The following is a 14498-nucleotide window of genomic DNA, read 5'->3' on the forward strand; positions in this document are numbered from 1 at the left end:
ACAGCACCGGCTCCGGCCGCAGCGCCTGCCGCTGCCCCGGTTGCCGCGCCGACGGCCGCCAGCCACGGCGGCACGGCCGATCTCGAGTGCGAAATGCTCGTCCTCGGCGCCGGCCCCGGCGGCTACTCGGCCGCCTTCCGCTCGGCCGACCTCGGCATGAAGACCATCATCGTCGAGCGTTATGCCACCCTCGGCGGCGTCTGCCTGAACGTCGGCTGCATCCCGTCCAAGGCGCTGCTGCACGTTGCCGCAGTCATGGAAGAAGCCCAGCACGCAGCCGACCTCGGCGTCACCTTCGCCGCACCGCAAGTCGATATCGACAAGCTGCGCGCCCACAAGGACAAGGTCGTCGGCAAGCTGACCGGCGGCCTGGCCGGCATGGCCAAGGGCCGCAAGGTCGACATCGTGCGCGGCTACGGCACCTTCCTCGATCCGCACCACATCGAGGTCGAAGTCACCGAAGGTTCGGGCCAGGACAAGACCGGCAGCAAGAAGGTCATCAAGTTCCAGAAGTGCATCATCGCCGCCGGCTCGGCCGCCGTGCATCTGCCCTTCATCCCGCGCGACCCGCGCATCGTCGATTCGACCGGCGCGCTCGAACTGCGCTTCGTGCCGGAGAAGATGCTGGTCATCGGCGGCGGCATCATCGGCCTGGAAATGGCCACCGTCTATTCCACCCTCGGCGCCCGCGTCGATGTCGTGGAAATGATGGACGGCCTGATGCAAGGCCCCGACCGCGACGCCGTCAAGGTCTGGGAAAAGCAGAACGCCAGCCGTTTCGACAAGATCATGCTGAAGACCAAGACGGTCGCCGTCGACGCCAAGGAAGACGGCCTGTACGTCACCTTCGAGGGCGAAGGCGTGTCGCCGGAACCGGTCAAGTACGACATGATCCTGCAAGCCGCCGGCCGCGCGCCGAACGGCAAGAAGATCGGCGCCGACAAGGCAGGCATCGCGGTAACCGACCGCGGTTTCATCAATGTCGATGCCCAGATGCGCACCAACGTGCCGCACATCTTCGCCATCGGCGACCTCGTCGGCAACCCGATGCTCGCCCACAAGGCCGTGCATGAAGCCCACGTCGCCGCCGAAGTCGCCGCCGGCCACAAGGCCGCCTTCGATGCGCAGGTGATCCCGGGCGTCGCCTACACCCATCCGGAAGTGGCATGGGTCGGCTACACCGAGGAACAGGCCAAGAAGGAAGGCCGCAAGGTCGAGACCGCCAAGTTCCCGTGGGCCGCCTCCGGCCGCGCCATCGCCAACGGCGCCGACTACGGCTTCACCAAGCTGATCTTCGATGCCGAAACGCACCGCGTCATCGGCGGCGCCATCGTCGGCCCGTCGGCCGGCGACATGATCGGCGAAGTCTGCCTGGCCATCGAGATGGGCTGCGACTCGGTCGATATCGGCAAGACCATCCACCCCCACCCGACCCTGGGCGAAACCGTCGGCATGACCGCCGAAGTCGCCCACGGCACTTGCACGGACGTTCCGCCGCCGCGCAAGAAGTAAAGTCCTCTGCGTTACGCTAAGCAATTAGCGTTCGGTTTTGGGCGACGGTTAACCCCGTCGCCCATTTTTTTGTCCCGACCGCAGGAAAACCCCGCGCAATTCCCATACCGGTCCGTATGGCCTAGAATCGGCACATTGTCCGATTCGCCCCCACACGAGCAGAAATCCATGCCCCATACCCCGGAATACGCACGCCGCTCCCACGAGGAGCAAATCCGCCTCGAAGCCATGCTGCGCGACGTGTTCGAACACAAGCTGCGCTTCAACGAGGTGCTCGGGCTGAAGGTCGACTCGTTTTCCCCCGAGGCCGCGCGCCTCAGCTTCGCCATGCGTCCGGAGCTGATCGGCCATTACCTGCACGGCCGCCTGCATGGCGGGGTGATCGCCGCCGCGCTCGACACGGTGGGCGGCTTTGCGGTCACCGTCGGCATCGCCGAAAAATTCTGCAACGAGAACGCCGAACAGGTCGGCCACCGTTTCGGCCGCATCGGCACCATCGACCTGCGCACCGATTTCCTGCACCAGGGCATCGGCAAGACTTTCACGGCCACCGGCCGGGTTACCCGACTCGGCGGCCGCATCGCCTCGGTCCAGATGTCGCTGGAGAACGAGAGCGGGCTGTTGATCGCCACCGGCAGCGCCGCCTACGTCGTCAGCTGAGCGCGACGGCCAGGCCGGGGCTGACGTGAAAAACGCGCCCGGACCGCGGCGCGTTTCCTGAATCGGGGCCGGCCGAAGCGCTCAGAGGATAGGCAGCCCCTGGTGCTCGCCGCGCTCGTAGACCACGTTGGCACGGCCGACGATGAGCGGGTCGAGATTGCCGATGCGCTGGGTGTCCTTGTTGGCATACGGCAGCTTGTGCAGGATGTAGCGCATGGCATTGAGGCGCGCCCGCTTCTTGCAGTTCGACTTGATCACCGTCCATGGCGCGTCGGCGGTGTCCGTGTGGAAGAACATCGCTTCCTTGGCCTTAGTGTAGTCGTCCCACTTGTCGAGCGAAGCCATGTCGATCGGCGACAGCTTCCACTGCTTGAGCGGGTGCACCTTGCGCTCGCGGAAACGGCGGCGCTGTTCCTCGCGGCTGACCGAGAACCAGAACTTGATGACATGCGTGCCGTTGCGCACCAGCATGCGCTCGAACTCCGGCGCCTGGCGGACGAACTCGGCGTACTCGTGGTCGGTGCAGAAACCCATCACCCGCTCGACGCCGGAGCGGTTGTACCAGGACCGGTCGAACAGCACGATCTCGCCATTGGTCGGCAGATGCTGCACGTAACGCTGGAAATACCACTGCCCGCGTTCGATTTCGCTCGGCTTTTCCAGCGCGACGACGCGCGCGCCCCGCGGGTTGAGGTGCTCCATGAAGCGCTTGATGGTTCCTCCCTTGCCCGCCGCATCCCGCCCTTCGAACAGGATGACGACCTTGGCCCCGGTTTCCTTGACCCAGGCCTGCAGCTTCAGCAACTCGACCTGCAGACGATACTTCTGCTGCTCGTAGTTGCGGCGCTGCATCAGGTTCTTGTAGGGGTAGCCGCCCTCGCGCCAGTCGGACATCAGCTCGTCGTCGGGATTCGGCGCCGCCAGGCCGGCCGCCATCCGCTGCTGCTTGAGCACCCCCTTCAGCAGCGCCACCGACTCCTCGATCGGCATGCCGGCAACGACGTCGTGCAGGGCACCCAGCTTCGACCCCTGGGCGGCATCGACCGAGGCATGCACGCTGTATCCCTCGATCGCCGGCGGCGTCAGCACCGGCGGCACATCGCCGGCGGCCACGCTGCGCCGGCGGCTCCTCGGGGTCGTCGAAGCAGCCGGCTTGACGGGCTGAGGCTGCGGGGAATTGGCTTTTTTTCTGGTAACCATGCTCTCTCCATCGTCGTACGCGAAAAGAGCTATTTCACGCCTAAGCGGGGGGCTTGTCTAGGGTGTATTCGCGGCCAGCGGGGGGCTGCGTTTGCCAGGACGGAATGGGCGCAGCCCGCCACTGGCTGTGAATACGGCCTAATCCAGCAATTCCGCCGGAATCATGGCGCGCAGGACAGTCTGCGTCTCGTTGCGGCGCACGCGGTTGCTCAGCCACCAGAGCGCCCCCTTCTTGATGCTCCATTCCGCTTCCTGACCGGCCAGCAGCAGCGACGCCATCCTCCCCAGCGAAGGCTGGTGGCCGACGATCAGCACGCTGCCCTTGGCATGCGGCCAGCCGGAGGCGGCGATCAATTCCGACACGCAGGCTTCGGGGCCGATCTTGCGTATCGTCTCGAACGGCAGCTTCAGGGCTTCCGCCGTCTGCTGGGTGCGCACGGCCGGGCTGACGATGATCCGCAGATCCTTCGGTTGATGCCCGCGTATCCACTCGCCCATCGCCCGCGCCTGCTTCTCGCCGCGGTCGGTCAGGCGGCGCTTCAGATCGTCCTCCCCCTCTTCCGCCTCGGCATGGCGCCACAGCAACAGATCCATGTTCGCATCCCTTTCGAAAGCGCCCATTATGACCCTGCTATGTTACCGCCCCATTGCACCGGCCGGCGGCACGCTACGGGCATCACGGCTTGCCCGCCTGCAGCGCGCGCACGCTCCCGGCGATCTCGGCGGCGACCCGGATCAGCGCCCGGCGCTGGGCGGCGACCAGGGCGGCCGGATCGCTCCCGTCGGCAGCCTCGGAGACCATGCTGCGGCCGCTGGCGGTCTTGCCCTGACGCGATTCGAGATGCCACAGCATATCGACTTCCGCGCCGCCTCCGCTCCGCGCCACCAGGCGCTGGACATCGAGGCGCAGGCGGAAATCGGCATCGCCGCCCGCCCCGTCGAGCGGCGCCGCGACCACCCGGCCCGAGCCGAGCTGACGCCCGAGCTCATCCGCCAGCAACAGGGGAATCTGGCGCCGCAAGGGCTCCGCCCAGCGCAGGGACTCGTGGATGCGGACTTCGTTGTCGGCGCTGCGGACCACGAGCTGCGGCCGATCGATCAACTCCGGCAAGGCGATCCGGGTAATCGCCAGGCTCGGCGTCAGGCCCGCCGCCGGCCGGGCTGGCATCCCCGTATCCAGCGTGAAGTACGACGGCGCCGGCGTGCCGGCGCAGCCCCCGAGCAGCGCCAGCGCCCCCAGGGCAAGCACCCATTTTCCGTGCCTCATGGTCATTCCCCTTTCTTTCCGGTGAGCAGGGATTCAGGCTGGCGTTCGAGCAGGTCGGCCAGATTGCGGACGTCGGCGGAGGCCAGCATCCGTTCGGCGCCGTCCAGCGTCCGGCGGGCATCGCGCAAGGTGGCGACGAGTTCGGGAGCGACCTGCTGGTCGAGACGGACGACCAGTTGATCGACGTGGTTCAAGGTATGCCGCGTCGACTCGACGAAGGCCAGCAGCTGGTCCTGCAGCGAATCCAGCGTGCCGGGCTGGACGGGCAGGTCCGGGCGCCGTTTCCGCCAGTCGATCTTGCCGGGGCGGGCCTTGGCGAAGAAATCGAGCGCGATGTAGCACTGCCCCGTCAGCAGGTTGCCGGTACGCAGCTGGGCGCGGAAGCCCTTGGCCACCATCCGGTCCATGGTCTCGCGCAGGGCCTGGTCCGAGACCTCCCCTTCCGCGAAGCTCCGGGCATGCCGGGCCAGGCGCTCCGGGTAGAGGCTGATTTCCACCTGCATGGCGAAATCGGTCTTCTGCCGGTCGAAGTTCAGGTCGATGCGCGACACCTCGCCGGCGACGAAGCCCCGGAAATCCACCGGCGCGCCGACGGCGAGGCCGCGCACCGATTCGCGGAAGGTGAGGACGTACTTATGCACCCGCGTTTCCGGCAAGCGGCTGGCCGTCGCCTGGTCCGGATGCAGCACGAAGCTGGCGCCCGCTTCGGCGCGCGGCGCCGGCTCCTCGTCGTTGCCGACGGGCGAGGCAAAGGCGATACCGCCGAGGGCCACGCTGAGCAAGGACTGCATGTCGAACTTCACGCCATCGACCCCGAGCGACAGGTCGATGCCGCTGGCGTGCCAGAAGCGCGCGGCCCGGGTCACGAAAACGTCGTAGGGAGCATCGACGAAAATCTGCACGTCGACGCCCGCCCCCTCCTTCTGCATCGCATAGCCGACGACGCGACCGACCTGGATGCGGCGGAAATAGACCGGCGTGCCGATATCGAGCGAACCCAGGTCGCTGGCGCTCAGGCGGAACTGGCGCCCCGGCGTGTTACTGGTGACCAGGGGCGGCACCTCCAGGCCGACGAACTCCTCGCGCGCCTGCGTGGATTTGCCGGGGTCGAGCGCGATGTAAGCGCCGGAGAGCAACGTCGCCAGCCCGGATACGCCGCCCGCCGCGACGCGTGGGCGCACCACCCAGAACCGTGTGTCGTCGACGAGCAGGCCTTCTGCCTGCTTGTCCATCTGCACCCTGACGCGCACCGCGTTGCGGTCCGCGCTCAGGGAAATGCCCTTGACCACGCCGATCTCGACCTCCTTGAACTTGACGCGCGTCTTGTTCGCTTCCAGCCCTTCCGCCGCCGCGAACTGCAACACGATTTCCGGACCGCGGGCGCGGATGGCCTGCACCGCCAGCCCAATGCCGACCAGGATGGCGAGCAGGGGAACGATCCAGATCATGCCCAGCCGCTGGCGAGGCGGCGAGACCTGGCCGGAAGGGAGGTCGTCAGGCAAGGGCATTTCGTTTGGCGTCACGGTCGGTTTCCTCATTGTGCCCGGCCATCCGGGCATCCCAGATCAGGCGGGGATCGAAAGTCATCGTCGCCATCATGCTGAGCACGACCACCGCGCCGAAAGGCACCACCCCGGGCCCCGGCGCGATGGTCGCCAGCGACTGGGCCTGGACCAGCGCCACCAGGATGGCGACGACATAGACATCGAGCATCGACCAGCGGCCGAGCGCTTCCAGCAGACGATACAGCCGGGCGTACTGGAGCGGCGAACCGACCCGCCGGCGCTGGACGGCCAGGACGATCACCGACAGGCTGAGCAGCTTCAGCAGTGGCACCACCACGCTGGCAACGAAAACGATCAGCGCCAGCCCCCAGGAACCGGATTGCCACAGGTAGACCACGCCGCTCATGATCGTGTCGCGCTGGACGCCGAACAGCGAGCGCGTCTCCATGATCGGCAGCAGGTTGGCGGGCAGGTACAGCGCATAGGCGGCGATCAGCAGGGCCCAGGCGCGACCGATGCTGTACGGCTTGCGCAGGTGCAAGCGCGCGCCGCAACGCGGACAACGGGCATCTCCGGCCACCTCGGCCAGGTGCTCGCAGACCCCGCATTGCGCTATTCCCCGCTCGGCTGCCATCACCCCGTTCATGCCTCGGCAAGCTCCCAGGCTTGCCACAAGGCCCGCTGATCGAGGGTCGAGGCGAGGATGGCGAGGACCAGCATCAAGGCCCCGAAACACCCGATCGCCGGCCCGGGCAGCACGTCGGCCAGGTGCGCCAGCTTGACCAGCGAGACCAGGACGCCGAGGATGAATACCTCCACCATCGCCCATGGATGCGCCAGCTGAAACGCCCGGAATACCGGCGCGAACCAGCGCGGACGACGCCCCCGCCACAACGGAAGGAGCAGCCAGCCGAGGGCGCACAACTCGAGCAGCGGCATCAGCACCGTCGTCGCCAGCAACAGCGCGGCGACGACCGGCATGTCGTCCAGCCAGAGCTGGCGGACGGCGCCGAAGACCGTGGTTTCGACCTGATGCCCCTGGAGGTTCAAGCCGACGATGGGAAAAAGATTGGCCACCACCAACAGCACCAGCGCCGCACAGGTCAGCGCCAGGCTGCGCTCCAGCGCATTGCGCCCGACCCGGTACAGCTCGGCACCGCAACGCGGACAGGCAACGCTGGTGGCGCGGGCGGAAGAATCGGCCTCGCGCAGCAGCAAATCGCACTCATGACAGGAGATGACGCCAGGGTGCATCCGACAGACTCCATACCTTACCGTCATGGCTCAGTGTAACAGCAGACAGGCATGGAGCGGACGCGCCGCCCCCGGCGGAGGCGGAAAGCAAAAAGCCCGGTCTCGAGAACCGGGCTTTTTGCTTGAATCTTGGTGGCCTGGGGCGGAATCGAACCACCGACACGCGGATTTTCAATCCGCTGCTCTACCAACTGAGCTACCAGGCCAAGAGAGGGCGCATTATAGCGAGGAGATGCTGCTTCCGCAACACTTCTGCGCATTTTTCGGCACAGGCCCGGCGGCAATGCTCAGGTGCCGATGGGCGGCGACTGGCGGTAGAGTTCGGAAAAGTCGTCCGGCAGCGGCGGCGGCGCGGCCGGCGGGTGCCAGACGGCGAACGGAACGCGGGCGATGGCGCCCTTGCCGGTGGGGTTGGGGCGCAGGCTGGCCTTGGCGTCGTGCTGCATGGCGATTTCCTGGACGATGGCCAGGCCCAGGCCGCTCCCTTCCGTTCCGGCGTCGTCGACCCGATAGAAGCGCTCGAAGACCATTTCCGCCTGCTCTTCGCTGATGCCGATCCCGTCGTCCTCGACCTCGAGCAGCACCATGGTCGGATTGGCGACGATGCGGCAGGTGACGTGGCCGCCGGCGTGGGTGTAGCGCAGCGCGTTGTCGATCAGGTTCTTGGCCAGCTCGCGCAGCATGAACGGGTTGCCCATGATCATCGCCGGCCCGGGCGACTCGTAGCCCAGGTCGATGTTCTTCTCGATGGCGATCATCACCCAGTCGGCAACCACGTCGCGGATCAGGGCGGAAAGGTCGAGCACTTCGTGCTTGCGTTGCGCCAGTTCCCCGCCTTCGGTTCTGGCCAGCGTCAGCAGCTGGTTGACCAGCCGGCCGGCACGATCGACGCCGGTGGCGATCTGGCGCAGGGCGTGACGCAGCGCCTCGGGATCGGTCTCGCGGATGGCGAACTGGGCCTGCGTCTTCAGGCCGGTGAGCGGCGTGCGCATCTGGTGCGCGGCATCGGCGACGAAGCGCTGCTGGGCTTCGACGTTGCGCTGCATGCGGGCGAGCATTTCGTTGAACGCCTCGACCAGCGGCTCCAGCTCTTCCGGCACCCGGCGCGTGGCGATCGGCGACAGGTCGTCCGGCTCGCGGGCGTCGATCGTCTTGCGCAGGCGGGTCAGCGGCCGCAGGCCGCGGGAGAGGCCGAACCAGACCAGCATCACGGCCAGCGGAATGATGATGAATTGCGGCAGGATGACGCTGGCGACGATCTTGTTGGCCAGCTGGCTGCGTTTTTCGGTGGTCTCGCCGACCTCGACGACGACCCACTGCGAACCCGGCATGCCCGGCTCGCTCAGATAGGTATAGGCCAGGCGCAAATCCTGCCCCTTGTAATCCGCATCGCGCAGAAAAATCTCGCCGTGGCCGGCCTCGCCGGAGGGCACGGGGACGATGGCCGGCAGGTCCTTGTCGCCGGCGAGCAGCTTGCCATCCATGGTGCTGACCCGGAAGTAGACGCTATCCGTCTCGTCGGCGCGCAACAGCGCACGCGCCGAGGCCGGCAAGGACAATTGCGCCTTGCCGCCGACCAGCTTGACCTGGCGCGCAATCGCCGACACATGCTCGCGCAGGGCCTGGTCGTACGGATAGTTGGCGACGTTGTTGGCGAAATAATGCGTAAACGCGATGCTCAACGGCCAGACAAACAGCAGGGGGGCGAGCATCCAGTCGAGAATCTCGCCAAACAGCGAGCGCTCGGTTTCCGACGTGGATGACGAAGGGCTACTCGCCTTGCGGTCGCTCAAGGCAGTAGCCCAGGCCACGGACGGTTGCGATCTTCACGCCACCGGGTTCGATCTTCTTGCGCAAACGATGCACGTAGACCTCGATCGCGTTGTGGCTGACTTCCTCGCCCCAGCCGCAAAGATGGTCGACCAGCTGGTCCTTGCTGACCAGGCGGCCCATCCGGCTGAGCAGGACTTCCAGCAGGCCGACCTCGCGCGCCGACAGATCGAGCGCCTGGCCCTGAATCTGCGCCACCCGGCCGACCTGATCGTAGGTCAGCGCGCCGCACTGGATGGTTGGCGAGGTGCCGGCCGAACGGCGGGTCAGCGCCCTGACCCGCGCTTCCAGCTCGGCCAGTTCGAATGGCTTGACCATGTAGTCATCGGCCCCCAGGTCGAGCCCCTTGACGCGGTCGCCGGTCCCGTCGAGCGCCGTCAGGATCAATACCGGCACCTGGGAGTTGCGCGAACGCAGGCGCTTGAGCACCTCCAGCCCGGAGAGCTTGGGCAGGCCCAGATCGAGAATCAGCAGGTCATAGGAGACCGTCACCAGGGCGGTATCGGCATCGACCCCGTTGGCCGCCCAATCGACGGCATAGCCGCCCTGGCGCAACGAGCGGGAAAGACCATCGGCGATGATCGTGTCGTCTTCAGCGATAAGAATGCGCATTTTTCGATATTCGCCCTTGCCGGCGTAAGATTTCTGTAAGGCAGCCCGCCTATCCTGATCGGGCTGTTCTCCTTTTATGGTCTTCGGAGTATGCGGTCTCACCGCTGCTCAGGGGGTCGCCCGATCCTGCACTGGGCAACCCCCTACCGTTTTTTTCCCCTGCAAACACCGACAGTCTAGCAAAGAAACTGCCCTTCGATTTCGGCAGCGCACCGGCACGTCCGCAATTTGGAAACTTGCCCATCGGCATCGTCGCGCCGCGCAAAATGTGGACGAAAAAAAGCCCGGGAAACCCCGGGCTTTTTGGTTTGTTGCAGTCCCGCTTAGTGAGCCGAAGCAGCGGCAGCACCCAGACCGGTTTCCGAACGCAGCTGCTGCGACGGATACAGGGCACGTTCCTTCTTGGCCTGTTCGGAGTTGTCCAGGATGGACACCAGCCAGATCGTGAAGAAGGCAGCGGTCATCGAGAAGATGGCAGCGGAGTTGTACGGGAACCAGGCGGAACCCTTCGGGTACTTCAGCACGGCTTCCCAGACCGAGGCGGAGCCGATGGTCAGCACGGCGGCCAGGATCAGGCCGACGAAGCCACCGACCACGGCACCACGGGTGGTGCAGTTCTTCCACAGCACGGACATGAAGAGGACCGGGAAATTGGAGGAACAGGCGATGGTGAAGGCCAGCATGACCATGTAGGCAACGTTTTCCTTCTCGAACATGATGCCGAGAACGATGGCGAGAGCGCCCAGAGCCAGGGTAGCCATCTTGGAGACGCGCAGTTCCTGTTCGGACGAGCAGCCCTTGTTGAACACGGAAGCGTACAGGTCGTGCGACACGGCGGAAGCGCCGGACAGGGTCAGACCGGCAACCACGGCCAGGATGGTGGCGAAGGCCACGGCGGAGATGAAGCCGAGGAACAGGTCACCGCCAACTGCCTTGGACAGATGCACGGCAGCCATGTTGCCGCCGCCCTTCAGGCCCTTGGCCAGTTCGCCGCCGACGTAGAAGTCGCCCGGGTTCTGGATCAGGTTGGTGATGGCGCCGAAGCCGATGATGAAGGTCAGGATGTAGAAGTAGCCGATCCAGGTGGTCGCCCAGGCAACCGACTTGCGGGCTTCCTTGGCGTTCGGAACGGTAAAGAAGCGCATCAGGATGTGCGGCAGGCCGGCGGTACCGAACATCAGCGCCATACCGACGGAGATGGCGGAGATCGGATCCTTGATCAGGGCGCCCGGCGCCATGATGGCTTCCTTCTTGGCGTGCACTTCGGTGGCCTTGGCGAACAGCGCTTCCGGCGAGAAGCCGAACTGCAGCAGCACGGAGACAGCCATGAAGGTGGCGCCGGCGAGCAGCATGACGGCCTTGATGATCTGCACCCAGGTCGTCGCGGTCATGCCGCCGAACAGCACGTAGGCCAGCATGATGCAGCCGACGAGGATTTCGGCGTAGAGGTACTCGAGACCGAAGAGGATCTTGATCAGCTGACCGGCACCGACCATCTGCGCAATCATGTAGAAAGCGACGATGACCAGGGAAGCGGAAGCCGCGAAGACGCGAACCGGGGTCTGGGCGAAACGGTAGGAAGCCACGTCGGCGAACGTGAACTTGCCCAGGTTGCGCAGGCGCTCGGCCATCAGGAAGGTGATGACCGGCCAGCCGACCAGCCAGCCGATCGAGAAGATCAGGCCGTCGAAGCCGTTGGCGAACACCAGGCCGGAAATACCGAGGAAGGACGCGGCGGACATGTAGTCGCCGGCGATGGCCAGACCGTTCTGGAAGCCGGTGATGCCGCCGCCGCCGGTGTAGAAGTCGGCAGCCGACTTGGTGCGGGCAGCTGCCAGCTTGGTGATGTACAGCGTGAAACCGACGAACAGGCCGAACATGGCAATGGCCGTCCAGTTGGTCGCCTGCTTCTGAGCCTGGCCGAGGTCGGCACCGGCGGCGTAGGCGCCACCGACGAGAGCCAAGGCGGCTACAGCGGAGAGGATGTGCTTGATGGACATGTTACTTCTGCGCCTCCTTGATGATGGCTTCGTTGGTCGCGTCGAACTCGGTGTTGGCGCGGCGGACGTAGATCCAGGTCAGGATGATGGTGAAAACGATGACGCCGACGCCCAGCGGAACGCCGAGGGTGGTCACGCCGGCGCCGATCTTCTGGCTCAGCAGCTCCTTGTCGAAAGCGACCAGCAGGATGAAGCCATAGTAGGCGGCCGCACTGACGATGGCCATGATGATCGAGTATCGATTGCGCATGGCAATGAACTCGTGGAACTTCGGATTCTTGGTAATCCGATCAAGTACGTCTTGCATTGATTTGCTCCTCAGATTTTGTTTATAGAGGCATTGCTGCGGAGCGTAATTTAGGCGTGGCGTCTTACAGCTAACTTACAGGGCGTAACGCGTTTCCCGAAAGTTAATCCTGGACCGGAAAGCCTTGAGGCATCTCGGGATTTCACTGGCATAACAAGAAAAAGCCCCGCACGAGGCGGGGCTTTCGGGGTGAGCGAAAAGGCTCGGCGGGGCTTTACATGCCCATTCCGCCCATACCACCCATGCCGCCCATGCCGCCCATGTCGGGCATGCCGCCGGCCGGCTTGTCTTCAGCCAGTTCGGCAACCATGCACTCGGTGGTCAGCATCAGGCCGGCCACGGAAGCGGCGTTCTGCAGCGCGGTGCGGGTGACCTTGGTCGGGTCCAGCACGCCCATTTCGACCATGTCGCCGTACTCGCCGGTAGCGGCGTTGTAGCCGTAGTTGCCCTTGCCGCGAACGACCTTGTCGACCACCACGGACGGCTCGTCGCCGGCGTTGCCGACGATTTCGCGCAGCGGGGCTTCGATGGCCTTGAGGATCAGCTTGATGCCGGCGTCCTGGTCGTGGTTGTCGCCCTTCAGCTTGGCGATGTTGGCACGGGCGCGCAGCAGGGCGACGCCGCCGCCGGCGACGATGCCTTCTTCAACGGCGGCACGGGTGGCGTGCAGCGCGTCTTCGACGCGGGCCTTCTTTTCCTTCATTTCGACTTCGGTGGCAGCGCCGACCTTGATGACGGCAACGCCGCCAGCCAGCTTGGCAACACGCTCCTGCAGCTTTTCGCGGTCGTAGTCGGAGGTGGCTTCCTCGATCTGGATGCGGATCTGCTTGACGCGAGCTTCGATGGAAACGGCTTCGCCGGCACCGTCGATCAGGGTGGTGTTTTCCTTGCCGATCTCGACGCGCTTGGCTTGGCCCAGATCCTTCAGGGTCGCCTTTTCCAGGGACAGGCCGGTCTCTTCGGAGATCACGGTGCCGCCGGTCAGGATGGCGATGTCTTCGAGCATGGCCTTGCGACGGTCGCCGAAGCCCGGGGCCTTGACGGCAACGGTCTTCAGGATGCCGCGGATGTTGTTGACGACCAGGGTAGCCAGGGCTTCGCCATCGACGTCTTCAGCGATGATCAGCAGCGGACGGCCGGCCTTGGCGACTTGTTCCAGCACCGGCAGCAGGTCGCGGATGTTGGAGATCTTCTTGTCGAAGAGCAGGACGAACGGGTTGTCGAGCAGGGCGATCTGCTTGTCCGGGTTGTTGATGAAGTACGGGGACAGGTAGCCGCGGTCAAACTGCATGCCTTCGACGACGTCGAGTTCGTTGTTCAGGGACTTGCCGTCTTCGACGGTGATGACGCCTTCCTTGCCGACCTTTTCCATCGCGTTGGCGATGATGTCGCCGATGTCGGCGTCGGAGTTGGCGGAGATGGAACCAACCTGGGCGATTTCCTTGGTCGTGGTGCACGGCTTGGAAATGGTCTTCAGTTCGGCGATGGTGGCGGCGACGGCCTTGTCGATGCCGCGCTTGAGATCCATCGGGTTCATGCCGGCGGCAACGTACTTCATGCCTTCGCGGACGATGGCCTGGGCCAGCACGGTGGCGGTGGTGGTGCCGTCACCGGCGATGTCGGAGGTCTTGGAAGCGACTTCCTTGACCATCTGGGCGCCCATGTTGGCGAACTTGTCCTTCAGTTCGATTTCCTTGGCGACGGAAACGCCGTCCTTGGTGACGGTCGGGCCGCCGAAGGAGCGCTCGAGCACAACGTTGCGGCCCTTGGGACCAAGGGTGACCTTGACGGCATCGGCCAGGATGTTGATGCCTTCGACCATGCGGGCGCGGGCGGAATCGCCGAATTTGACTTCTTTAGCTGCCATTTATAACTCCTGAATTTTGATCTGTTTGGAGAATCAACCGAGGCGCTTAGGCCTGGATGACGCCCATGATGTCTTCTTCGCGCATGACCAGGACTTCCTGGCCATCGACCTTGACGGCCTGGCCGGCGTACTTGCCGAACAGAACGCGGTCGCCGACCTTGACGTCGAGGGCGATCTGCTTGCCGTTGTCGTCGCGCTTGCCCGGGCCGACCGCCAGGATTTCACCCTGATCCGGCTTCTCGCCGGCGGAATCCGGAAGGACGATGCCGGAAGCGGTGGTGCGTTCGGCTTCGACGCGCTTGACGATCACACGGTCGTGCAAAGGACGGATATTCATAAAACAGACTCCTGAAAATGAGTTGCAACAAAACTGAAATTGGCCGGCCGCGCCATGCACGGACCCGGGAACCCGGCGGGCAATCTGTTAGCACTCGCCTTGGGTGAGTGCTAATAATAAGGACGAGGCAGGGGGATTTCAAGAGCC

Annotated in this window: 14 protein-coding genes and 1 tRNA gene; 2 read left to right on the plus strand and 13 right to left on the minus strand. The window is 65.0% G+C overall.

Features of this window, described 5'->3' with window-relative positions; genetic code table 11:
• Together lpdA and Q0P59_RS14905 are read left to right on the plus strand one after the other, a co-directional pair.
• Window positions 1–1512 (plus strand): dihydrolipoyl dehydrogenase (gene lpdA / locus Q0P59_RS14900; protein WP_295007652.1); only part of this gene is annotated, 1512 nt, incomplete at its 5' end.
• Between the two features lie 168 nt (window positions 1513–1680).
• Window positions 1681–2172 carry a thioesterase family protein gene (locus Q0P59_RS14905; protein WP_295007654.1) on the plus strand — a complete coding sequence of 164 codons (492 nt, stop codon included), beginning with the start codon at window positions 1681–1683 and terminating at the stop codon, window positions 2170–2172.
• A gap of 81 nt (window positions 2173–2253) precedes the next feature.
• On the opposite strand, the gene ppk2 is transcribed toward Q0P59_RS14905, so the two are convergent.
• The 13 genes from ppk2 to groES form a co-directional block, all read right to left on the minus strand.
• Window positions 2254–3372, minus strand: coding sequence for a polyphosphate kinase 2 (gene ppk2, locus Q0P59_RS14910; protein ID WP_295007656.1), 1119 nt, complete (start codon window positions 3370–3372; stop codon window positions 2254–2256).
• 138 nt (window positions 3373–3510) lie between these two features.
• Window positions 3511–3966 (minus strand): histidine phosphatase family protein, encoded by a 456-nt coding sequence (locus Q0P59_RS14915; RefSeq protein ID WP_295007658.1) that lies wholly within the window; start codon window positions 3964–3966, stop codon window positions 3511–3513.
• Between the two features lie 82 nt (window positions 3967–4048).
• On the minus strand, window positions 4049–4639 hold the full coding sequence (locus Q0P59_RS14920) for a PqiC family protein (RefSeq protein ID WP_295007660.1): 591 nt from the start codon (window positions 4637–4639) through the stop codon (window positions 4049–4051).
• A gap of 2 nt (window positions 4640–4641) precedes the next feature.
• A complete protein-coding gene (locus tag Q0P59_RS14925) occupies window positions 4642–6162 on the minus strand; it encodes an MlaD family protein (RefSeq protein WP_295007662.1) in 1521 nt (506 codons plus the stop codon).
• The gene (locus tag Q0P59_RS14930; RefSeq protein WP_295007664.1) at window positions 6134–6790 is read right to left on the minus strand and encodes a paraquat-inducible protein A; all 657 of its coding nucleotides are present in this window, start codon (window positions 6788–6790) and stop codon (window positions 6134–6136) included. Before Q0P59_RS14930 ends, Q0P59_RS14925 begins: the two co-directional genes overlap by 29 nt.
• Complete coding sequence (locus Q0P59_RS14935) at window positions 6787–7398, minus strand: paraquat-inducible protein A (RefSeq protein ID WP_295007667.1); 612 nt, start codon at window positions 7396–7398, stop codon at window positions 6787–6789. The genes Q0P59_RS14930 and Q0P59_RS14935 overlap by 4 nt, the downstream gene beginning before the upstream one ends.
• Window positions 7399–7528: 130 nt before the next feature.
• Window positions 7529–7604 (minus strand) — tRNA-Phe (locus tag Q0P59_RS14940).
• Between the two features lie 81 nt (window positions 7605–7685).
• On the minus strand, window positions 7686–9209 hold the full coding sequence (locus Q0P59_RS14945) for a sensor histidine kinase N-terminal domain-containing protein (protein ID WP_295007669.1): 1524 nt from the start codon (window positions 9207–9209) through the stop codon (window positions 7686–7688).
• Window positions 9169–9840 carry a response regulator transcription factor gene (locus tag Q0P59_RS14950; RefSeq protein WP_295007671.1) on the minus strand — a complete coding sequence of 224 codons (672 nt, stop codon included), beginning with the start codon at window positions 9838–9840 and terminating at the stop codon, window positions 9169–9171. The genes Q0P59_RS14945 and Q0P59_RS14950 overlap by 41 nt, the downstream gene beginning before the upstream one ends.
• Before the next feature lie 323 nt (window positions 9841–10163).
• Window positions 10164–11840, minus strand: coding sequence for a cation acetate symporter (locus Q0P59_RS14955; RefSeq protein ID WP_295007673.1), 1677 nt, complete (start codon window positions 11838–11840; stop codon window positions 10164–10166).
• A 1-nt stretch (window position 11841) separates the two neighbouring features.
• Complete coding sequence (locus Q0P59_RS14960) at window positions 11842–12147, minus strand: DUF485 domain-containing protein (RefSeq protein WP_295007675.1); 306 nt, start codon at window positions 12145–12147, stop codon at window positions 11842–11844.
• A 214-nt stretch (window positions 12148–12361) separates the two neighbouring features.
• Entirely contained in the window at window positions 12362–14014 is a 1653-nt protein-coding gene (gene groL / locus Q0P59_RS14965) for a chaperonin GroEL (RefSeq protein ID WP_295007677.1), read from the minus strand.
• A 46-nt stretch (window positions 14015–14060) separates the two neighbouring features.
• Window positions 14061–14351, minus strand: coding sequence for a co-chaperone GroES (gene groES / locus Q0P59_RS14970; protein WP_295007678.1), 291 nt, complete (start codon window positions 14349–14351; stop codon window positions 14061–14063).
• Window positions 14352–14498 lie beyond the last annotated feature (147 nt).

It is taken from the genome of uncultured Dechloromonas sp., assembly GCF_945957265.1.
Lineage (GTDB): Bacteria > Pseudomonadota > Gammaproteobacteria > Burkholderiales > Rhodocyclaceae > Azonexus.